Origin of the sequence: Pseudomonas sp. ES4 (genome assembly GCF_050586665.1) — a bacterium.
Classification (GTDB): Bacteria; Pseudomonadota; Gammaproteobacteria; order Pseudomonadales; family Pseudomonadaceae; genus Aquipseudomonas; species Aquipseudomonas frederiksbergensis.
Genome location: NZ_JBOBDO010000015.1, coordinates 95,059 through 117,013, shown reverse-complemented (window position 1 = coordinate 117,013; position 21,955 = coordinate 95,059). Strand labels below are relative to the sequence as shown.

Genomic DNA, 21,955 nt, shown 5'->3' with positions numbered 1-21,955 from the left:
TACTGGCCTTGCGGGCCTCTTCGCGAGCAGGCTCGCTCCCACAGTTGATCGCGTTCCAATGTGGGAGCCTGCTCGCGATAGCGATCAGTCAGGCAACCCGATACCCAGGCCGAACAATCTTCATGCTCAACCCGCAGGTCAGAACAAACGGCACGACCATGGCAATCACCATCCCGATCACGAACATCGGAATGAACTGCGGGATGATCGAGATAAAACCGGGCAAGCCACCGACGCCGATTGCCGAGGCCTGAACCTTGTTCAGCGACAGGAAAATGCAGCCCAGGGCCGAACCGATCAGGGCCGCATAAAACGGAAACTTGTAGCGCAAGTTGACCCCGAACATGGCCGGTTCGGTGATGCCGAAGTAAGCCGAAATCGCCGAGGTCGAGGCCATGCTTTTATCCCGCACACTGCGGGTCATGTAGAACACCGACAATGCCGCGCTGCCCTGGGCCAGATTGGACATGACGATCATCGGCCAGATGAAAGTGCCGCCCTGGGTGGAAATCAACTGCAAGTCGACCGCGAGGAACATGTGGTGCATGCCAGTGATCACCAGCGGCGCGTAGAGCAAACCGAAAATCGCCCCGCCGACCATCGGCGCCAGGTCGAACAGCATGACCACGCCTTCGGTGATGAGAATCCCCAGATGCCGGGTCACCGGGCCGATCACGGCCAGCGCCAGCACGCCGGTGACGACGATGGTGGTGATCGGCACCACCAGCAATTGCACCGCATTTGGCACCCGCGCCCGCAGCCATTTTTCGATGACGCTCATCACGTAGGCTGCCATCAGGATCGGCAGGATCTGCCCTTGGTAACCCACCTTCTCGATCTGGAACAAACCGAGGATGTCGAAGTACGGCAGGCTCTGCCCGTCCAACCCGGCCACCGCTTTGCCGTAGTTCCAGGCATTGAGCAGATCGGGGTGAACGAGCATCAAACCGAGCACGATGCCGAGGATTTCGCTGCCGCCAAACCGCTTGGCCGCCGACCAGCCCACCAGCGCCGGCAGGAACACGAACGAAGTGTTGGCCATGAGGTTGATCAGGCTCCAGAGCCCGTCAAGCTTGGGATAGGCATCAAGCAGGGTCTTGCCCTCGATGAACATGCCCTTGGCGCCGATCAGGTTGTTGATGCCCATCAACAGGCCGGCAATGATCAGCGCCGGCAGAATCGGCATGAAGACGTCGGAAAACACCCGCACCAGACGCTGCACGGCGTTGATCTTGTCAGCGCTTTTTTGTTTAACGTCGGCGATGGTCGAGGCGGCGAGACCGGTTTGCCGGCGCAGTTCGGCGTAGACCTTTTCCACTTCACCGGGACCGATGACCACCTGGAACAGGCCGCCGGTGAAGAACGAACCTTTGACCAGATCGATCTGGTTCAGCGTGGCGCTGTTGACCAGGCTCGGGTCCTTAAGAGCCAGGCGCAACCGTGTGACACAGTGCGCGGCCTGCTCGAGGTTGTCGCTGCCACCGAGGCTTTGCAGCAGCTCGCTGGCGATATTCGGATAGTCGTGGCTCATGCTTGTTCTTCCGCTGTAGTTTTTTGTTATTGGCAGCACGCCGAAACGAAAAGTACTCGTCTGTACGAGTTAAAGCAACAACTCGTACAGACGAGTTTGAATTTGTTTATCCTGAACCCGACAGGCGGCGATGTTTCCTACCTCCAAAGTCAAAGAAACCTAACGCCGCATGGACAAACCCCTACCCTGCCCTTAAGGTTCGAAGCCTTGAGTACAGCGCGGCATAGAGCCATTCCCATGAGTAAATACAACCAGATCTACAGCGATCTGCTTGCCAGCATCACGACCGAACGTCTGGAACGCGGCGCCCGGTTGCCTTCCGAAACCGAACTGATGGACAGCTATCAGGCCAGTCGCGGCACCGTGCGCAAGGCCATCGAGCAATTGCAGGAACGCGGTTTCGCGCAGAAGGTTCACGGCAAAGGCACGTTCGTGCTGTCGACCAACCCGATCGAATTCCAGCTCGGCGGGATCGTCAGCTTTCAGGAAACGTATCCACGCCTGGGTAACGACGTCAGCACCGAGGTGGTCGAGTTCACTCAAATCCCCCTTGAGGGCACGCTGCTGGAACACATCCAGGCCGAAGCCGGCAGCCAGATCACGCGGATCAAGCGAGTGCGGCGGATCGACGGCAAACGCGTGATTTTGGACATCAACCATTTCGTCAGCGACGTGATCCCCGGCCTGTCCCGGGACATTGCCGAGCACTCGATCTACGCCTTCATTGAGCAGACCTTGCAACTGCAAATCGCCTACGCCCAGCGCACCATCGAAGCGGTGCCCCGCAGCAAGGACGATCAGCAACACCTGGACCTCGACGGCCAGAGCCATGTGATCGTGGTCAGCAATCAGACGTTTTTGCAGGATGGTCGGCAGTTCGAATACACAGAGTCGCGGCATACGCTGGACAAGTTTTACTTTTCTGACATTGCGCGCCGCTGAGCCTGACTCTGGTACTCATCATTTCCTACGTCTTGCGTCAGCAACTGACCACCGCCAGCGACCCAGTGCCTTACAGCTGGAATCGATGCCCCTTGAGATAGTGAGCGCCCCGACCACCTCTCAAGGAAGACATCATGGACGATACCCAAGAAATTACCCTGCCCGACGCTGCCGATGTGTTGGCCCTCCAGCCCCTGATCACTGATCTCGTTGCCGATTGCCCCGACCTGCACGCGTTGGCATATCAGGTCGCCAAGGACATTCTCGTCAAGCACGACATCACGGATATCGAACCCGACAAAGTCTACTGGCACCGGTTCCATGGCGCCCAAAGCAGCTCCACGGCTTTTACCGGCTGGCAGCACATCCTTGAAAAACCCAAGGAATCCATGACCTTCCCGCAACTGGTCATGCAACGTTTCAGCGTCCACGATCAGGACAATGCCGACCTGCTGGACCTCTACGGCGGCTTTTATCGTGTGGGGGCGGACGCCGAATCCTACGATGAAACCAATGAAGTGCGCCTGCACGGCAACGACGTGCTGAAAGCCTTCTGGGACATCAATTTCGCTGATCGCTACAAAACGGCCATTGCGACATTCTGGGAAAAACACAGCGCCAACTTCCGTGCGCTGGCCAAGTGCACGTTCATCGCCAAAGCGATTGAAGACTATGAGAAGGGTTACTTGACCCAAGAACACTTCAGCACGGTGCTCAGCGCCTGCGCCGGTAATGTCAGCAGGCCGCTCACCCGGCAAATGCTGATGGACGAGGCGACCACACCCAGCGGTTTATCGATTCGCAAGTTTTGCATTGACCACTTCGTGTCGACGGACATCCTCAGCATCACTGACGACAGTGACCTGAACATTCTCTACATTCCGGGCGAGCTCAGAGGTTTTCACTGTTTCAACAAGGTCGAAGAGCTGCACGAATGGCTGGTCAATGAGGTCAAGGACGCCGAAGGCCGTGAACGCATGCTCATGCACTTCAAGCAGGAAGAGCGCGACATCGTTCAGGAAAAGCCCACTTCCCTAGGGCACAAACTGGCCAACTTCACCGGCATTGGTCTGATCGTTCATTTCCTGGAAAACACGGAACATGAAAATGTCGGCCTCACCCACGCCTATGACGTTCTACCCAGTGACAATGAAGCCGGGAACGTTCATTTGCTCCACTATCGTGGCGAGAAAATTGCCGGTGATGCGTTCACCTATCTGAATCAGTCCACCCATGAGCGCATGCTCAGCGACGCCAATTTCCTGCTGCACTCCAACAGCGAGATCAGGAAAAAGCTGTGGATCGGCTACCTCAATGCCTTCAACCACACGTTCGGACCGATGGCCGCCCTTGCATGGCCGGCAGCGCTGGTCGTCATCGGTGCCGGCATCGCCAATGTCGGCCTGCACATCGACCAGGCCATCAACGGCACCACTGCGATGGAACGTAAGGCCGCGGTCAAAGCTGCGATTTTTGGCAGTGTGGATGTACTGTTTAATTTGCCATTTCTGCGCGGCGCAGTTGAACTGGCAGATGCCGCCGAGATCGCAGAGGCCGCCGAGACAGAAGAGGCGCTTGCCTCCGGGGAAGCGCCGAAGACAGACATAGAATCGCCGGCGATACCTTCCCTTTCCGTCGACGCCGAGGCTATTGGCCCCTCAGACATGGACATACTGGCGCCCTTTGAAACCAATGAGGTTCTCGACGGCGAATTCCCGGTGAGTGTTGAAGGTAAATTTCAAGGCATCTATCAACCCGCAACCGGGGGTCACTACATTACTATCGACGACCGTTTTTTTCAGGTGCGTTACAGCAATGAACTGCGGTCCTGGGCAATCGTCGACCCCACCAATCCCTACTCCTTTTTCCGCAACATTCCGGTACGTCTGAATGAAGCAGATGAATGGGAAATGTTCTCGCGACAGGGTTTGAAGGGCGGTGGCAAAAACCTCTCTAAACCGGCGACACCGAAGCCCGGCCAGAGCACCAGCAACTCCGCGCCACCAGCCCCTGTCCCCCTTGAACCAGTAGCTTCTACCTCCCCCCACCCCACAATGCAGCCTCTTCGTACTCTGAGAACGCCATACGATGTTCAGCCGCGACTCCAGGCATCACTAAAAAAATGGGCATTGAACCTATTCGAAACCCATGTCCGCCTTACAATGCGTCACTTGCCCGTGTTCACGGTGGAAGACCGCTACGCAAGTCACTTCACCGACAAGCTAAACCTGCTGAGGTCCACGGCCGGACGCTTCTTCAACGAGTTGCAGTGGCGCAACCTGCCGTCTCGGCCAATGATTCCTGCCGTCAGTGAGTCCATGACCAGTGCCGAATTGATTGAGAGAGTGTTCGAAACAGCACCGGGGCTGGTCGTGGGTGAAACCCTGGATCGCATCAGCAGCATGCGCTTCATGATTGAAAACATGCCTGAATTCGCTCGTCGGGGTGTCAATACGATTTACATGCGCGGCTTGCTCAGTGATTTTGCCCAGCAAGATCTGAATGCCTTTTTCAACACGGGAAGCATGCCCAAGGATCTGCACGAATACCTGACCGAGCTCGGCCAGGATCCCGCCGGGCGTTTCAACGAACTGGAACTGGTCAAGAGCGCAAGACAAAACAACATCCGGATCCAGGCCACCGACTGCGCAACAAGCTTTAAAAAACCGCTTTTTTTCAGGCCGGTTGAAGAGCAAATGATCACTAACAGCCTGACGAACGAAATCATGCTTGCCGATAAGGCCTTGAATCAGCCGACCAAATGGGTGGTGTTAACCGGACAGGAAAACATCAATACCTTCCGCGGGATGGCCGGCATCAGTGAACTACAAGGCGGTATCGGCCTGCGGATCGAAGAGGTCAATCCAGGCGAAAGCCTGGGCATCACCTTGGATCCCGGCATCGAAATCGATCGCGGACCGATCATGCAGAACGAGACCATGCGCGGAACTTTCGACCCATTCTATGCAGACCTTCGCATACAAATGGAAGCGATGCCGGCGATCCGAACCGAGCAGCAAATGGAGAAGCTACTCGATGTACCCAGCAAATACCTGTTCGAGAAAACCGGTGACAGCTACACCCTGATTCACCGCGGCAGAAACGAACTGATCAATCGCACGCCGGTCGAGCGACTCGCCAACGGCAGTTTTGTTATCGACCGACCATCCTGGCCACAAAACAGGCTTCCTTTCCCCAGCATCGAAGCGCTGTCGAGCTCGCTGAACAACTCAGGTATGAGGCTGCAGATGCGCATTCCCACTTGATCAGTTGTATGTAACAGCAGTTTTGCTTGCGAATTCACTGCATACCAAGGAAAGCATCATGGACGATACCCAAGACCTCATCCTGACCAACTCCGCCGATGCCCAGGCCCTCCAGGCCCTGGTCCCCGACCTGGTCGACGACTGCCCCGACCTGTACGCCATGGCGTACGAAATCGCCCAGGATATCCTCACCAGACATCACATCACCGACATAACCCCGGACAACGTCTGGTGGCACCGTTTCCATGGCGCCCAAAGCAGTTCCAAGGCCTTTACCGGCTGGCAGCACATCCTTGAAAAGCCCAAGGAATCCATGACCTTTCCGCAACTGGTCATGCACCGTTTCAGCGTCCACGACCAGGACAATGCCGACCTGCTGGATCTCTACGGGGGCTTTTACCGGGTCGGTGATGACGCCGAGAGTTACGACGAAACCAACGAAGTGCGCCTGCATGCCAGTGACGTGCTGAACGCCTTCTGGGACATCAATTTCGCTGACCGTTACAAAACGGCCATTGCGACATTCTGGGAAAAACACAGCGCCAACTTCCGTGCGCTGGCCAAGTGCACCTTCATCGCCAAAGCGATTGAAGACTATGAGAGTGGGCACTTGTCCCGTGAACATTTCACCCTGGTGCTCAGGGCCTGCGCCGGTAATGTCAGCAGGCCGCTCACCCGGCAAATGCTGATGGACGAGGCGGCCACAGCCAGCGGTTTATCGATTCGCAAGTTCTGCATTGATGAGTTCGTTTCGACGGATATTTTCAGTATCACTGACGACGGTGACCTGAACATTCTCTACATTCCGGGCGAGCTCAGAGGATTTCACTGTTTCAACAAGGTCGAAGAGCTGCACGAATGGCTGGTCAATGAGGTCAAGGACGCCGAAGGCCGTGAACGCATGCTCATGCACTTCAAGCAGCAAGAGCGCGACATCGTTCAGGAAAAGCCTACTTCCCTGGGGCACAAGCTCGCCAATTTCACCGGCATTGGCCTGCTCACTCATTTCCTGGAGAACACGCAATATGAAAATGTCGGCCTCACCCATGCGTACGAGGTATTACCTGATGAAAACACCGCCGCCGACCATCACTTGCTTCACTACCGTGGCGAGATAGTCAGTGGCGATGCGTTCACCCATTTGAGCCAGTCCACCCATGAGCGCATGCTCAGCGACGCCAATTACCTGCTGCATTCCAATGGCGAGCTACGCAAAAAGCTGTGGATCGGCTACCTCAATGCCTTCAACCGCGTCTTTGGGCCAATGGCTGCAGCGGCCTGGCCAGCAGCGTTGGTTGTCATAGGCGCGGGCATTGCCAATGTCGGCTTGCACATCGATCAGGCCATCAACGCCACGACCCCAGCGGAACGCAAGGCCGCGATCAAAGGGGCCATCCTTGGCAGCGTGGACATCCTGTTCAACTTGCCGTTCCTGAGAGGGGCAAGCGAGTTCGCCGAAGCAGCGGAAGCAGCGGAAGCAGAGGAGACAATCACCCCTGGGGAAGATTTGAAGTCGCCGAGCCCTCCGCTGCAACTGCCCTTCGAATCCATCAAACCCGACCCGGGAGATGCCAGCCTGTTGGCGCCTTTTGAAACAAATGAAATTCTCGATGGCTATTCCCCCATCAACGAGGAAGGCAAGTTTCAAGGCATCTATCAGCCCGAGACAGGCGGTAATTACATCGCCATGGGGGACAGTTTCTACCAGGTGCGCTACAGCAACGAACTGAAGACCTGGACGATCATTGATCCGGTCGATCCCCACTCCTTTTACCGCAACATACCGGTGCGCCTGGATGAAATGGGTGAGTGGGTGCCCCTCACGCGCCCCGGTCTGGCGGGAGGCGGCAAGTTTTCCGATCTGTTCGCCAGGGCCGAGCCGCCACTCCCCGACTTCGACGCCCCGGCGACTGCATACGATGTTCCGCAGGAGATCAAGCCAGCCCTCAAAAAGGCAGCCAATGGTTTGGAGACAAAGGGCGATTTGAAGGACGGCTTTATCAATCCCAACAATCCAGCCGATGAGCTGGAAGCCTTCAAAAGACTACGCCGAAGACTACACGACGACGCCGTGTCCTTTTATTCGCAGCCGCAACCACAGCTGCCACCCAGGCCTGTCATTCCATCGTTCATCGCGAATGCGAAGCTCAAGGACATCATCAAGACCCTGTTCAAGCGCTCACAAAGCCTGGTCGTCGGTGAAAGTCACTCCAGCGTGGGCAGCAAACAATTTTTGATCGAGAACATGAGCGTGCTGCGCAAACAGAAGGTCAAAACCCTGTACATGGAGCATCTGCTGACCGATTTCCATCAAGCGGACCTGGATGTGTTCAACCGCACCGGGGTGATGTCCGAGGATCTGGAAAGCTACCTCCAGGATCTTGATGCAACTTTTTCGACCGACCCCAGCAAACAATTCACGTTTGAACAGGTCGTCAGGACAGCGCAAAAAAATAACATCCGCGTGCAAGCCATCGACTGCCTGGCCAGTTACCGCAGCGCCGGTATTCAAAGGCCCGATCTCAATTTCCGGCAAAAAATGATGAATTTCTTCGCCCAACAAGTCATTGGCGCCGACCAGACAGCCAGAGGCGCCCATCGCTGGGTGGCATTGGTCGGTAACAGCCACGCCAATACCTATGCTGACGTGGCGGGTGTCAGTGAGCTTGAAGGCAGCATCGGCCTGCGTATCGAGAGTGTCGGCCCGGATGAGCTCGGCGGTATCAAGGTCGACCCCGGGGTCTCCGATGTGGCGCGCCCGGGGCAAGCGGTCAGTTTTGTCAAAAATGACTTGTTGCTGCAGATCCCGACGCCGAAAAGCGTGGCCCTTGCGCAAAGGCTGGAAGATGGCCTGCCCAGGCCTGGCATGTACACCCTCAGCACCAGTACCGGTGAACCAATACTGGTTCATCGCAGCAGAACCGTCACCAAAAACGGCATCGTGACCTGGGGAAAACTCGTTCGCACGCCCATAAAACAAGATGCAAACGGCTACTACATCGAACGGGATTCCTGGCAAATCAGCGGACGACGCTTTCCAACGACCGAGGGCTTGAGTTCCGCGCTGCACAGAATTGGCATGGCCCCCGTTCGGCTACCCGGCGTCTAAAACGCAAAAAGGCCGTGTGAACAGTGTTCACACGGCCTTTTTTGTTACCTGCAATCAAGCCATCAAGGCCTGCGCAGGATCACTCCCACTCAATCGTCGCCGGCGGCTTGCTCGACACGTCATACGTGACGCGGGAGATGCCTTCGATTTCATTGATGATCCGGCCGGAAACGGTTTCCAGCAGTTCGTAAGGCAGGTGTGCCCAACGTGCGGTCATGAAGTCGATGGTTTCCACGGCACGCAGGGCCACGACCCAAGCGTAACGACGGCCATCGCCGACTACGCCAACCGATTTCACTGGCTGGAACACCACGAATGCCTGGCTGACCTTGTGGTACCAGTCGGCCTTGCGCAGTTCTTCGATGAAGATGTGGTCGGCGCGACGCAGCAGGTCGGCGTATTCCTTCTTCACTTCACCAAGGATCCGCACGCCCAGGCCCGGGCCCGGGAACGGGTGACGGTAGACCATGTCGTACGGCAGGCCTAGTTCCAGGCCCAGACGACGGACTTCGTCCTTGAACAGCTCGCGCAGGGGTTCAACCAGCTTGAGGTTCATTTCTTCCGGCAGGCCGCCCACGTTGTGGTGCGACTTGATCACGTGTGCCTTGCCGCTTTTGGCGCCAGCCGACTCGATCACGTCCGGGTAAATGGTGCCTTGGGCGAGGTACTTGATGTTGTCCAGTTTGTTGGACTGGGCATCGAAGACGTCGATGAAGGTACGGCCGATGATCTTGCGCTTCTTCTCCGGGTCGGACTCGCCGGCCAGGTTGTCGAGGAATTGATCTTCGGCATTGGCGCGGATCACCTTGACGCCCATGTTCTCGGCGAACATGGCCATCACTTGCTCGCCTTCGTGCAGGCGCAGCAGGCCGTTGTCGACGAAGACGCAGGTCAGTTGGTCGCCAATGGCTTTGTGCAGCAGCGCGGCAACCACCGAAGAGTCCACACCGCCGGACAGGCCGAGCAGTACGTTGTCGGTGCCGACCTGGGCACGAATGTTGGCGATGGCGTCTTCAGCAATCTTCGAAGGCGTCCACAACGCTTCGCAGCCGCAGATGTCGAGGATAAAGCGCGAGAGGATGCGACCGCCCTGCTTGGTGTGGGTCACTTCCGGGTGGAACTGCACGCCGTAGTAGCCACGTGCGTCGTCGAACATGCCGGCGATCGGGCAGCTTGGGGTGCTGGCCAGGATGTGGAAGTCTTGCGGCATCTTGGTGACCTTGTCACCGTGACTCATCCAGACGTCGAGGCCGAACAGGCCGTCGGCGTCGATGTGGTCTTCGATGCCGTCGAGCAGACGGCTCTTGCCGACCACGTCGACACGGGCGTAACCGAACTCACGCAGTTCGGAACCTTCGACCTTGCCACCCAGCTGTTCAGCCATGGTTTGCATGCCGTAGCAGATTCCGAAGACCGGTACGCCCAGGTCAAACACCGCTTGCGGGCAGCGCGGGCTGTCGGCTACGTGCACGGACTCGGGGCCGCCGGCGAGAATGACGCCTTTGGGAGCGAATTCGCGAATCGCTTCGTCGTCCATGTCGAACGGATGCAGTTCGCAGTACACGCCGATTTCACGCACGCGGCGGGCAATCAGCTGGGTGTACTGGGAACCGAAGTCGAGGATCAGGATGCGGTGAGCGTGAATGTCGAGGGCCATGATTCAGTCTCGTCTAGATAATTCAGAAACAGTCGTGATTCAGAAACAACTCGGGGCTGAATAGAACAGCCCCGGTTGCTTAACGATTTGCTTGAAGCCTCAACCTACGCGGTAGTTTGGCGCTTCTTTGGTGATCTGTACGTCGTGAACGTGGGACTCGGCCATGCCAGCACCGGTGATCCGCACGAACTCAGGCTTGGTGCGCATTTCTTCGATGTCGGCGCTGCCGGTGTAGCCCATCGAGGAACGCAGGCCGCCCATCAGTTGATGGATGATGGCGCTCAGGGTGCCCTTGTAAGGAACACGCCCTTCGATACCTTCCGGAACCAGTTTCTCGGCGCCTGCCGAGGAGTCCTGGAAATAACGGTCGGAGGAGCCTTGAGCCTGGGACATGGCGCCCAGCGAACCCATGCCGCGGTAAGCCTTGTACGAACGACCCTGGAACAGTTCGATCTCGCCTGGCGCTTCTTCAGTACCGGCGAACATCGAGCCCATCATCACGCAGGAAGCACCGGCCACGATGGCCTTGGACAGGTCACCGGAGAAACGGATGCCGCCGTCGGCGATCAACGGAACGCCAGTGCCTTCAAGGGCAGCGGCGACGTTGGCGATGGCACTGATTTGCGGGACGCCGACACCGGCGACGATACGGGTGGTGCAGATCGAGCCTGGGCCGATACCGACCTTGACTGCATCGGCGCCTGCTTCGGCCAGGGCCTTGGCGGCAGCGCCGGTGGCGATGTTGCCGCCGATGACCTGCACTTCAGGGAAATTCTGTTTGACCCAGCGAACGCGGTCGATCACACCTTTGGAGTGACCGTGAGCGGTGTCGACCACCACCACGTCAACGCCTGCATTGACCAGGGCCGCTACGCGATCACCGGTGTCTTTACCGGTACCGACAGCAGCGCCAACACGCAGACGACCTTGGTCGTCCTTGCTCGCCAGCGGGTATGCCTTGGCTTTTTCGATGTCGTTGACGGTCATCATGCCTTTGAGGGCAAATTTGTCGTCGACGATCAGCACGCGTTCGATGCGGTGTTTGTGCAACAACTCGCGGACGTCGTTCTTGTCGGCGCCTTCCTTGACCGTGACCAGACGCTCTTTAGGCGTCATCACTTGACGGACGGTGGCGTCCAGACGGTTTTCGAAACGTACGTCACGGGAAGTGACGATGCCGACCAGGTCGCCATTGTGCAAAACCGGAACGCCGGAGATGTTGTGCAGGCGGGTCAGTTCGAACAGTTCACGAACCGTGGCGTCAGCCTCGATGGTGATCGGGTCCTTGACCACGCCGGCTTCATAACGCTTGACCTTGCGCACTTCGGCAGCTTGCTGCTCGATGGTCATGTTCTTGTGGATAATGCCGATGCCACCTTCCTGAGCCATGGCAATTGCCAGACGGGCTTCAGTAACGGTGTCCATGGCGGCAGAAACCAGAGGAATATTCAGCTCGATGCCACGGGTTAGGCGGGTCTTGAGACTGACTTCGTTAGGAAGCACCTCGGAATAACCAGGCACTAGGAGAATGTCGTCGAATGTCAGAGCTTCTTGGCTGATACGCAGCATCGCGGGGGCTCCCGAGCGGGAAAATGGAAGCGCGCCATTATAGTCAGACACCCCCTCGGGTTCAATGTAAAACTCTGTCTATTATTAGCATTACTGATATACGGGGATTGTCGTCGCCTACAGCTCGACTTTCACCCAACTGACAGGTTGATCGAGCCAATCGGCAAATTCGTCGATGAAGCTCTGTTTGAACCCGGCCTCGGCCCAGTTATTGAAGATAAAGCCCAGGTTGGAAAAGCCGCATTCCTGCAGGAAAAGAAAGCCGTTGATGTCATCTTCATGCCCGCATTCCGGGCAGGTGAAGTTATCAGTGCGCCCCGGCATCCAGTCTTCCAGGCTTTCGAACAGCGCTTCGCCGACTTCCTTGCGGCACTCGGCGCAACCCGCCTCTTCAAGGAAACCCTTGGCCGGCGTATAGATGCAGCGCTTGGTGATGATTTCCAGGCCATTGATCGGTTCGCCGAATGGCAGCGCTTCAGGATGCAGCACGACAGCGCGGGCACCGTCGGCGATGGCATGAGCCATGCGGTTGCCCGTGCGGCCACAGGTGGTCAGTTCTTCTTTGACGATGTTCTTGCGCACCAGCCAACGCACGACTGCCCGGGCCCGGGGTTCGTGCACCGGCAGTGTGGAGATTTTCGGGACGATGATGCTTTGCGAGTTCATGGTGCAAGCCTACTGCGTCAAATGGATATTTCTGCGGTGTTCGTCCTGACGCCATCGCGGGCAAGCCCGCTCCCACACGATCTCGGTCGTAAACACATTTGTGCTCACCTGAGATCCTTGTGGGAGCGGGCTTGCCCGCGATGGCGCCAGGGCGGCCGGCAGCTTAATCCCTGACGAAATCCGGTCAAGTACTCAAATACCGCCCGATCAATGCAATTCCGCTGGCCAGCACCAACCAGGTCACCAGCCGCACAAACGCCTCGCGGGACAACCTCATGGTCAACCGCCGGCCGATCCACAGCCCGAATGCCATGGCCGGCAATAAACACAGCGCCAATACCAACAAGGGTAGCTCGGCGTACACACCGGCGACGGCAAACAGGCTCAAGCGCACCACCGTGCTGCAACTGATCAGCGCACTCTGGGTCGCCCGGGCCGCCTCCTTGGGCAGGCGGCTGTTCAAATAAATCGCATATAAAAAGCCGCCACTGCCAAACAATGCCCCGAACATCCCGCCCACCGTGCCCATCGGCATGGCCCACGCGGCAGACAATTGCGCCGGACGGGTTTTAATCCACAGGCTGTAAATCGCATAAGCGCTGATAAACAACCCCATCAACAGCAGCAACACATCGGATTTCAGATTCAACAGAAAAATCACCCCCAACGTGCAGCCCACCGCCATGCACGGCAGAAGTCGCAGCAACTCAGGCTTCGCCACATCCCGTCGCGAAGGCAGCAGATTGCCGAACGCCGCGACAAAATCCAGCAGCACCAACAGCGGCACGATCTTCGACAGCGGCATGAACAGAATCAGAATTGGCCCGGCCACCAGCGCGGTACCAAAACCAGCGATGCCGAAAACGATGTAGGCCAAGGCAACGCCCAATCCAATCACCAGCCAATCCACCGCACCCCACGGCCATTGGTTTAACAACTCCAGCACATTCATCGATACGGCTTCCTTTTATTCCTGCGATGACTTTAGCCAGCACCGAGCGTTGCGACTAATATCTTCAACGTCGTCAACCCATCTCGAAAAGGCATACCTGGTGCTTTCAACCCGCCAATTGCGTTACTTCGTGGAAATCGCCGAAAGCGGCAGCTTCAGCGCTGCAGCCGAACGACTGTTTATTGCGCAATCCGCCTTGAGCCGGCAGATAAAGGACATGGAAACCCGGCTGCAAACGCCGCTGTTCGAACGCACCGCGCGCCAGCCTCGACTGACGGCAGCGGGTGAAGCCTTTTTGCCTCGGGCGAGAAACCTGCTGAACGAACTGACCAAGGCCAGCGAGATGGCCACTCAGGTGGGCAGCGGTCAAGTCGGCGTGTTGCGCCTGGGTCACTCCAGCACTGTGCCTATGAGTGGTCGGCTGTTGCGAGGCATCAGCGACTATCTGGATCGGCACGCCGGTGTGTCCATGGACATCGTCAAGCTGTCCTCCGAGGCGCAACTGGAAGAATTGGCAGAAGGTCGTCTCGATGTGGGACTGTTGCGCCTGCCGGTGCTGCGTCAGCGTGAAGGGGTGCAGATTGTTCCGCTGTACCGCGAGCGTTTGTTGCTGGCAGTGCCTCCGAATCATCGGCTGGCTGTGGATAAGTCCGCGCCTGGCATCGATCTGGCGCAGTTGAAGAATGAAGCGTTTATTTCCATCCCTCATCCACAGCGTGGTGGCCTGAGCTATCTTTCCGCCGAGTTGTGCATGCGCCAAGGGTTCTTTCCCCAGGCGGCTCGGGTGGTGTCGCGCAAAACCACGCAACTGCAATTGATCCAGGCCGGGTTCGGCATCGCGTTGTTACCGGAATCGATGCAGGACATCGCGCCGCCGGATATCCACTTTCTGCCCTTGGCCGATCCCGATTGCCACAGCACGGTCGCCCTCGCCTGCCGGCAAAATCCCACGGCACTGGTTCAACACTTCATCAAAACCTGCACAGACCATTGTGGGAGCGAGCCTGCTCGCGATAGCGGTTCAACATTCAACATCAATGTCGACTGACACACTGCTATCGCGAGCAGGCTCGCTCCCACAGGGGATTTTCGCTGGATCATGGAGATTGATCGCCGAATGCCTTTATCATGCGCCCCATGATTAAAGATCCCTTTGCAAGACTCGGCCTGGACCGTGAAGTCCTGACTGTCAGCCAGCTCAACGGCCGCGCGCGGGTGTTGCTCGAAGACGTGTTCAGCAACATCTGGGTCGAAGGCGAAATCTCCAACCTCGCCCGTCCGGCGTCCGGCCACGTGTATTTCACCCTCAAGGACAGTGGTGCCCAGGTGCGTTGCGCACTGTTCCGGCAGAACGCGGCGCGGGTGCGTCAGGCATTGAAGGATGGCCTGGCGGTCAAGGTACGCGGCAAGGTTTCGCTGTTCGAGGGCCGTGGCGACTACCAGTTGATCCTCGATACCGTGGAGCCGGCCGGCGATGGTGCGCTACGTCTGGCCTTTGACGCCCTGAAGGAAAAACTCAGCGCCGAAGGCCTGTTCAGCGCCGAACGCAAAGTGCCGCTGCCGGCGCATCCGCAACGCATCGGCATCATCAGCTCGCCCACCGGCGCGGTGATTCGCGACATCATCAGCGTATTCCGCCGCCGTGCTCCGCAGATCCAACTGACGTTGATCCCCACTGCCGTGCAGGGTCGCGAAGCCACTGCGCAGATTGTCCGCGCATTGAAACTGGCGGACGCCCGCGGTTTCGATGCGTTGATCCTGGCCCGTGGCGGTGGTTCGCTGGAAGACCTTTGGTGCTTCAACGAAGAAGCCGTAGCGCGCGCCGTGGATGCCTGCGTGACACCGATTGTCAGCGCCGTCGGCCATGAAACCGACGTATCGATCAGCGACTTTGTGGCCGACGTCCGCGCCCCGACGCCGTCCGCCGCCGCCGAACTGCTCGCGCCGGATTCCAGTGACCTGGTCCGTCGGCTCGAAAGCCTGCATCGACGGCTGGTGATGCGTATCCGCGACCGCTTGATGCGTGATCGACTGCGCCTGGAAGGCATGTCCCGCCGTTTGCGTCATCCCGGCGAACGTCTGCGCCAGCAAGCGCAGCGTCTGGACGATCTGGACATGCGCATGCGCCGCGCGTTCGAACGCAGCCTCAATACCCGTCGCGAACGGTTGATCCGCCTGGAAACCCGCCTCGCCGGGCAACATCCGGGACGGCAACTGGCGATGCTCCGTCAGCGCCTCGACAGCCTCGCCGAGCGCCTGCCCCGTGCCATGCGCGAAGGGCTCAAATCCCGTCGCCTGCAACTGCAAAGCCAGATGCAGACGCTGCATGTGGTCAGCCCGTTGGCGACCCTTGGCCGTGGCTACAGCATCTTGCTGGACGAACGCGGTAACGCAATCCGCAATGCCGCGCAAACCCACACCGGCCAGCGCCTGAAAGCCAAACTAGGCGAAGGCGAACTGCAAGTGCGGGTCGAAGACAATCACCTGACGCCTGTCACCCTTTCTTTACTGGATTGATCCATGCCGCGTTTTTTAGCTCCGCTGCTGTTGCTGTGCCTGACCTTCAATGCCCACGCCGACAGCTACATCACCCGCCTGTTGAACAAACCGGTGCCGGGCGGCGTGGCCGTGGTCGATCTGGGCGCCTCTGCCCAGGCGCCGAAGGCCAGCTATCAAGGCAAACCGGTATTGGTGGTCAAGGAACAGTACAACTGGCTTGCGATTGTCGGTGTGCCGCTGACGGTTAAACCGGGCACGCAGCAGGTCAGCAGTGGCGGGCGGAATCTGAGCTTCACGGTCGGCTACAAGAAATACCCGGAACAGCACATCACGTTGAAAAATAAGCAGCAGGTCAACCCGGATCCGGAAAACCTCAAGCGCATTGAACGCGAATTGGCCGAGCAGATAACTGCCTACCGCACGTTCAGCCCGAATACGCCGAGCAATTTGCTGTTGGACAAACCGGTGAACGGGCCGCTGTCGAGCAAGTTCGGCGTGCGCCGTTTCTTCAACGGTGAAGAACGTAATCCCCACTCTGGCCTGGATTTCGCCGTGGGCGCTGGCACACCGATCAAGACCCCGGCGGCCGGCAAGGTGATTCTGATCGGCGACTACTTTTTCAACGGCAACACGGTGTTTGTCGACCATGGGCAGGGGTTTATCAGCATGTTTTGCCACATGTCGAAAATCGACGTGAAGGTTGGTCAGCCATTGGCCCGTGGTGGGGTGGTCGGGAAAGTGGGCGCCACCGGGCGCGCGACCGGGCCGCATATGCACTGGAATGTCAGCCTGAATGATGCGCGGGTGGATCCGGCGATTTTCATTGGGGCGTTTCAGCCTTAAATTGCCGTTGAGACGACCGGCCTCATCGTCGGAACGCCGCCCGGAGCAGGCTCACTCCCACATTGGATTTGTGTTCACCACAGATCAACTGTAGGAGTGAGCCTGCTCGCGATGGCGGCGTAACAGACACCATCTATTCCGCTTCCAAGTCCTCAATCCCATGAATCTCCCTGTGCGCCAGGCACTCCTTGATCCACGCCCGGGTTTCCTCCGAAAAGCCCGCCAACTCTTCAGCGCTGATCAACTCATGAGTACACAGCCCCAGCAAGTGAGCAGGCGCCTCATTGCGTGAGTGACCGAACACGCCAAACGCCCAATACAGTTCCTGTTGACCTGCCTTCAGCCTTTCCTCACTGGCTTCAATCCGCTCGTATGGCGCGATGCTTTTATCCAGCACTAAGCGCTCGACCTCATCCATGATGCGGATGCACAGCCGCTCATGGGCCAACGGACGCAGCGCACTGTAAAGCTTCCAATCCGACTCGTTCATTGTCGACTCCTGCCTGCCAGTAGTCCTCGGTGAGGCTTTAAGAATAGCCGCGCCGGCACGCCCCATCACCGAAAGCCTTCAATTGCGCATCGCTCAAACCTCGCGCAAACATAAAAACAATCAGCGCCATTCACCGCAATAAAATCTCGATAACCACGACTTTTCGAGGATTCCTCTCAATTTTTTTCGACCGCTTGCCATCCTTCACCCTCGCGGTTAGGGTTGAGGGCATGAAAACCTCTCACACCCTCATTCAGCTTCGCCAGCACCGCAGCCTGTGCCTTGTCAGTGCACGACTGCCAGGCTGAATCGCGGTGCCTCGTCCTACGCTTTATCCCCAGAACATTTGATCCACCGGCAGGCCGCCTTTTTTCGGCCCACACAATAAGGATTTCCCGATGAGCATGCTCAAAGACCCGTCTTCGAAATACCGCGCGTTCCCGACCATCGACATCCCGGACCGCACTTGGCCATCGAAGACCATTACCGCCGCGCCGATCTGGTGCAGCTCCGACCTTCGTGACGGTAACCAGTCGCTGATCGAGCCAATGGACGCGGTCAAGAAGCTGCGTTTCTGGAAAACCCTGGTGTCGGTCGGCGTTAAAGAAATCGAAGCGTCGTTCCCGGCGGCTTCGCAAACCGACTTCGACTTCGTGCGCACCCTGATCGAAGGCAACCACATCCCGGACGACACCACCATTCAGGTGCTGACCCAGGGCCGTGAAGATTTGATCGAGCGCACCTTCGAATCCCTGCGCGGAGCGAAGAAAGCCATCGTTCATTTGTACAACGCCACCTCCCCGTCCTTCCGTCGCATCGTCTTCAACCAGGACAAGGAAGGGGTCAAGGCCATCGCCGTGAACGCGGCCAAGCTGTTCGTCAAATATGCCGCCCAGCAGCCAAACACCGAGTGGACCTTCGAATACTCGCCAGAAACCTTCAGCGCCACCGAGCTCGAGTTCGCCAAGGAAGTCTGCGACGCCGTCATCGAAGTCTGGAACCCGACGCCTGAGCACAAGGTGATTCTCAACCTGCCTGCCACTGTCGAATGCGCGACCCCGAACATCTATGCCGACCAGATAGAATGGTTCGGCCGTCACATCAACCGTCGTGACAGCGTGATCATCAGCCTGCACACCCACAACGACCGTGGCACTGGGGTTGCGGCTACCGAACTGGGCCTGATGGCCGGCGCCGACCGTGTCGAAGGCTGCCTGTTCGGCAACGGCGAGCGTACCGGTAACGTCGACTTGGTCACCGTGGCGTTGAACCTCTACACCCAGGGTATTCACCCTGAGCTGGACTTCTCCGACATCGACGGCGTGCGCAAAGTCGTCGAAGAATGCAACCAGATCCAGGTGCACCCACGTCACCCGTACGTCGGCGACCTGGTGCACACCGCGTTCTCCGGTTCCCACCAGGACGCCATCCGCAAGGGCTTCGCCCAGCAAAAACCGGACGCCCTGTGGGAAGTGCCGTACTTACCGATCGACCCGGCCGACATCGGCCGCAGCTACGAGGCGGTGATCCGCGTCAACAGCCAGTCGGGCAAGGGCGGTATCGCTTACCTGCTGGAACAGGAATACGGCATCAGCTTGCCGCGTCGCATGCAGATCGAGTTCAGCCAGGTGGTGCAGCGTGAAACCGATCGCCTGGGCCTTGAGATGACGGCTCAGCAGATCCATGCCCTGCTGCACAGCGAGTACTTGCAGGCCAACACCCCATACGCGCTGGTCAGCCATCGCCTGCAGGAAGAAAACGGTCACAGCGCCGTGGAAGTGGAAGTCTCGGGCAAAGGTCAGGGTGAAACCAACCTGCACTGGCGCGGCAAGGGCAACGGTGCCCTGGAAGCGCTGGTGGCCGGTCTGCCGATTCCGGTTGAGATCATGGACTACAACGAACACGCCATCGGTTCGGGCACCAATGCCAAGGCGGCGGCCTACATCGAACTGCGTGTGAACGGCGAGCGTGCGGTGCACGGCGTCGGTATCGATGAAAACATCACCACCGCCAGCTTCAAGGCTTTGTTCAGCGCGCTTAACCGCTCGCTGAGCCAGCCGGAAGCGAAAGCGGCGTAAGCCTTCGCTGCAATGCAAAAGGCCCCTAGGTGAAAACCTCGGGGCCTTTTTTTGCTGATCGTTCCCACGCTCTGCGTGGGAATGCAGCCCGGGACGCTCCGCGTCCCATCAGAAGCCGAACGCAGAGCGTCCGTTGAGGCATTCCCACGCAGAGCGTGGGAACGATCGGTTACGTGAACTCGAAGGTATCGGCATCCAGATTCGCCGGAAACCGCGTGCGATAAGCCTGAAGATCAGCAGCATTCAAAACAACCTGAAACACCCCGTCCGCCTCGCCTGCACTGAGCAAAGTCTCCCCCTGAAAATCCAGCACCTGACTGTCACCGGTATACGCAAAACCCTTTCCGTCAGTACCCACGCGATTCACCGCCGCCACATAGCAAAGGTTCTCGATCGCTCGCGCTGGCAGCAAACGGTTCCAGTGCTGACGCCGCGCCCCCGGCCAGTTGGCGGTGTACAGCAGCAAATCAGTGTCCTGAGCATCGCGGCTCCAGACCGGGAAGCGCAGGTCGTAGCAAATCAGCGGACGCACGCGCCAGCCCTTGAGTTCGAACTGAACCTGACGTTCACCCGGGGTGAAGTGGTTGTGCTCGCCGGCCATGCGGAACAGATGCCGCTTGTCGTAATGCCACACCTCGCCGTCCGGCCGCGCCCACAACAGGCGATTGCGATGACTGCCGTCAGCCACCTGGACGATGATGCTGCCGGTGATCACCGCATCCAGTTTCGCGGCCTGAACCCGCAGCCATTTACTGGTGGGACCGTTTTCCGGCTCGGCGAGGGTCTCGGACTCCATCGAAAAACCGGTGGTGAACATCTCCGGCAGGATGATCAAATCCGCCCCGCGAGCCTGTTCCAGCAACGGCTCGAAATGCTCCAGATTGGCCTGACGATCGTGCCAGGCCAGGGTGGTCTGGATCAGCGCGATGTTCAGATTGGGCAGCGCACTCAGATCACGCATAGTTTTTCCGCTGCTTCACGCAGGGTCTCCTCACGTTTGGCAAAGCACAGGCGCACCAGGCGCTGGCCTTCGGGTGGGGTCTGGTAGAACACCGAGATCGGGATGCTCGCCACGCCATGTTCGCGGGTCATCCACAACGCCATCTCGACATCGTTGAGGTCCGGGCGGATCTGCGAGTAGTCGACCAATTGGAAATACGTACCGGTCACTCGGGTGAAACTGAAGCGCGACGGCATCAGCAGATCGCAGAACAGATCGCGCTTGGCCTGATAGAACGCCGGCAGTTCTTCAACGTGTTCCGGGTGCTCGGCCATGAAGTCGGCCAAAGCATATTGCAGCGGCGTTACACCGCAGAAACTGACGTATTGGTGAACCTTGCGCAGCTCCGCTGTGAGGGCCGGCGGTGCGACCACGTAGCCGGTTTTCCAGCCAGTAACGTGATAGGTCTTGCCAAAGGAGCTGACCACGAAAGCACGCTGATACAGCTCTTCGTGATTCAACACGCTGACGTGGGGCACGCCATCGAACACCAGGTGTTCGTAGACTTCGTCGCTGACGATGTAGATGTCGCGATCTCGAATCAACGCCGCCAGCTGATCCAGCTCTGCACGATTGATCAGCGCGCCACTTGGGTTATGCGGGGTGTTGAGGATGATCATCCGCGTGCGCGGCGAAATGGCTTCACCGAGCTTCTGAAAGTCGATGGCGAAGTCATTCAGGCCCAACGACACATGAACGCAACGACCACCGGCCAGTTCAACCGAGGGCTCATAACTGTCATAGGCCGGGTCGAACACAATCACTTCGTCGCCGCTGCGAATAACGGCTTGAATAGCGCAGAAGATCGCCTGGGTTGCGCCGGGCGTGACGGTCACTTCATGGTCGACATCCACATTGACGCCGTAGCTGCGGGCGATCTTCGCCGCAATCTGCTGACGCAATGCCGGAAGGCCGGTCATCGGCGAATACTGGTTGTGGCCATTGGCGATGTGCCGACCGACCGCATCGCACAGGGCTTGCGGGGCATCGAAGTCGGGGAAACCCTGGGACAGGTTCAGCGCCCCGGTTTGCGCCGCGAGCTGAGACATCTGCGTGAAGATAGTGATGCCGACATTCGGCAGCTTACTGGTGATCATCGGTGATTCCCTGCTCAACACCCGGCTCTAACGGCGGCGCGGGAGAGCCCGAGAATAGCCCAGACGACGCCCATAAAAAAAGGGCGCCATTGGCGCCCTTCTTCTAAAACATTCACCGCATAACCCTGTGGTGAGGGGGCTTGCCCCCGTTGGGTGGCGTAGCCGCCCCAAAACCATCCACTGCGGTCTGTCAGATTGACCGCGGAGCTGGTTTTACGACTGCTGCGCAGTCGAACGGGGCGATGCGGCGTTCCGA

General features: G+C 58.3%; 15 protein-coding genes. 7 read left to right on the top strand and 8 right to left on the bottom strand.

What is annotated here, in order from left to right:
* Positions 1-88 precede the first annotated feature (88 nt).
* Positions 89-1,531 carry a PTS system trehalose-specific EIIBC component gene (gene treP, locus ACQ4OB_RS17700; protein WP_102616051.1) on the bottom strand — a complete coding sequence of 481 codons (1,443 nt, stop codon included), beginning with the start codon at positions 1,529-1,531 and terminating at the stop codon, positions 89-91.
* A gap of 237 nt (positions 1,532-1,768) precedes the next feature.
* On the opposite strand from treP, the gene treR reads away from it, so the two are divergent.
* From treR to ACQ4OB_RS17685, 3 genes are all read left to right on the top strand, one after another.
* On the top strand, positions 1,769-2,473 hold the full coding sequence (gene treR / locus ACQ4OB_RS17695) for a trehalose operon repressor (protein ID WP_074873966.1): 705 nt from the start codon (positions 1,769-1,771) through the stop codon (positions 2,471-2,473).
* A gap of 134 nt (positions 2,474-2,607) precedes the next feature.
* Positions 2,608-5,739, top strand: coding sequence for a membrane-targeted effector domain-containing toxin (locus tag ACQ4OB_RS17690; protein WP_430956130.1), 3,132 nt, complete (start codon positions 2,608-2,610; stop codon positions 5,737-5,739).
* A 58-nt stretch (positions 5,740-5,797) separates the two neighbouring features.
* Positions 5,798-8,848, top strand: coding sequence for a membrane-targeted effector domain-containing toxin (locus tag ACQ4OB_RS17685; RefSeq protein ID WP_430956129.1), 3,051 nt, complete (start codon positions 5,798-5,800; stop codon positions 8,846-8,848).
* A gap of 79 nt (positions 8,849-8,927) precedes the next feature.
* Here ACQ4OB_RS17685 and guaA read toward each other — a convergent pair whose 3' ends face one another.
* The 4 genes from guaA to ACQ4OB_RS17665 all read right to left on the bottom strand — a co-directional run bounded on the left by guaA (position 8,928) and on the right by ACQ4OB_RS17665 (position 13,692).
* Positions 8,928-10,505, bottom strand: a complete 1,578-nt coding sequence (guaA, locus tag ACQ4OB_RS17680; protein WP_074873964.1) for a glutamine-hydrolyzing GMP synthase — start codon at positions 10,503-10,505, stop codon at positions 8,928-8,930.
* A gap of 99 nt (positions 10,506-10,604) precedes the next feature.
* Positions 10,605-12,074: an IMP dehydrogenase gene (gene guaB, locus ACQ4OB_RS17675; protein WP_430956128.1), complete on the bottom strand. Its 1,470-nt coding sequence runs from the start codon at positions 12,072-12,074 to the stop codon at positions 10,605-10,607.
* Between the two features lie 117 nt (positions 12,075-12,191).
* Positions 12,192-12,740 (bottom strand): sugar ABC transporter ATPase, encoded by a 549-nt coding sequence (locus ACQ4OB_RS17670; RefSeq protein WP_074873962.1) that lies wholly within the window; start codon positions 12,738-12,740, stop codon positions 12,192-12,194.
* Between the two features lie 184 nt (positions 12,741-12,924).
* Positions 12,925-13,692 (bottom strand): sulfite exporter TauE/SafE family protein, encoded by a 768-nt coding sequence (locus ACQ4OB_RS17665; RefSeq protein ID WP_102616755.1) that lies wholly within the window; start codon positions 13,690-13,692, stop codon positions 12,925-12,927.
* A 100-nt stretch (positions 13,693-13,792) separates the two neighbouring features.
* On the opposite strand from ACQ4OB_RS17665, the gene ACQ4OB_RS17660 reads away from it, so the two are divergent.
* The 3 genes from ACQ4OB_RS17660 to ACQ4OB_RS17650 all read left to right on the top strand — a co-directional run bounded on the left by ACQ4OB_RS17660 (position 13,793) and on the right by ACQ4OB_RS17650 (position 17,034).
* On the top strand, positions 13,793-14,740 hold the full coding sequence (locus ACQ4OB_RS17660; RefSeq protein WP_074873960.1) for a LysR family transcriptional regulator: 948 nt from the start codon (positions 13,793-13,795) through the stop codon (positions 14,738-14,740).
* A gap of 89 nt (positions 14,741-14,829) precedes the next feature.
* On the top strand, positions 14,830-16,209 hold the full coding sequence (gene xseA / locus ACQ4OB_RS17655; RefSeq protein ID WP_074873959.1) for an exodeoxyribonuclease VII large subunit: 1,380 nt from the start codon (positions 14,830-14,832) through the stop codon (positions 16,207-16,209).
* 3 nt (positions 16,210-16,212) lie between these two features.
* The gene (locus ACQ4OB_RS17650; RefSeq protein WP_430956127.1) at positions 16,213-17,034 is read left to right on the top strand and encodes a peptidoglycan DD-metalloendopeptidase family protein; all 822 of its coding nucleotides are present in this window, start codon (positions 16,213-16,215) and stop codon (positions 17,032-17,034) included.
* A gap of 133 nt (positions 17,035-17,167) precedes the next feature.
* On the opposite strand, the gene ACQ4OB_RS17645 is transcribed toward ACQ4OB_RS17650, so the two are convergent.
* Positions 17,168-17,524, bottom strand: coding sequence for a hypothetical protein (locus ACQ4OB_RS17645; protein WP_074873957.1), 357 nt, complete (start codon positions 17,522-17,524; stop codon positions 17,168-17,170).
* Positions 17,525-17,922: 398 nt separating this feature from the next.
* On the opposite strand from ACQ4OB_RS17645, the gene leuA reads away from it, so the two are divergent.
* The gene (gene leuA / locus ACQ4OB_RS17640) at positions 17,923-19,602 is read left to right on the top strand and encodes a 2-isopropylmalate synthase (RefSeq protein ID WP_008147766.1); all 1,680 of its coding nucleotides are present in this window, start codon (positions 17,923-17,925) and stop codon (positions 19,600-19,602) included.
* Positions 19,603-19,771: 169 nt separating this feature from the next.
* Here the strand turns inward: leuA and ACQ4OB_RS17635 are convergent, their stop codons facing one another.
* Together ACQ4OB_RS17635 and ACQ4OB_RS17630 are read right to left on the bottom strand one after the other, a co-directional pair.
* The gene (locus tag ACQ4OB_RS17635) at positions 19,772-20,563 is read right to left on the bottom strand and encodes an amidohydrolase (RefSeq protein WP_076028530.1); all 792 of its coding nucleotides are present in this window, start codon (positions 20,561-20,563) and stop codon (positions 19,772-19,774) included.
* Positions 20,551-21,699, bottom strand: coding sequence for a pyridoxal phosphate-dependent aminotransferase (locus ACQ4OB_RS17630; RefSeq protein WP_102616118.1), 1,149 nt, complete (start codon positions 21,697-21,699; stop codon positions 20,551-20,553). The genes ACQ4OB_RS17635 and ACQ4OB_RS17630 overlap by 13 nt, the downstream gene beginning before the upstream one ends.
* Positions 21,700-21,955 lie beyond the last annotated feature (256 nt).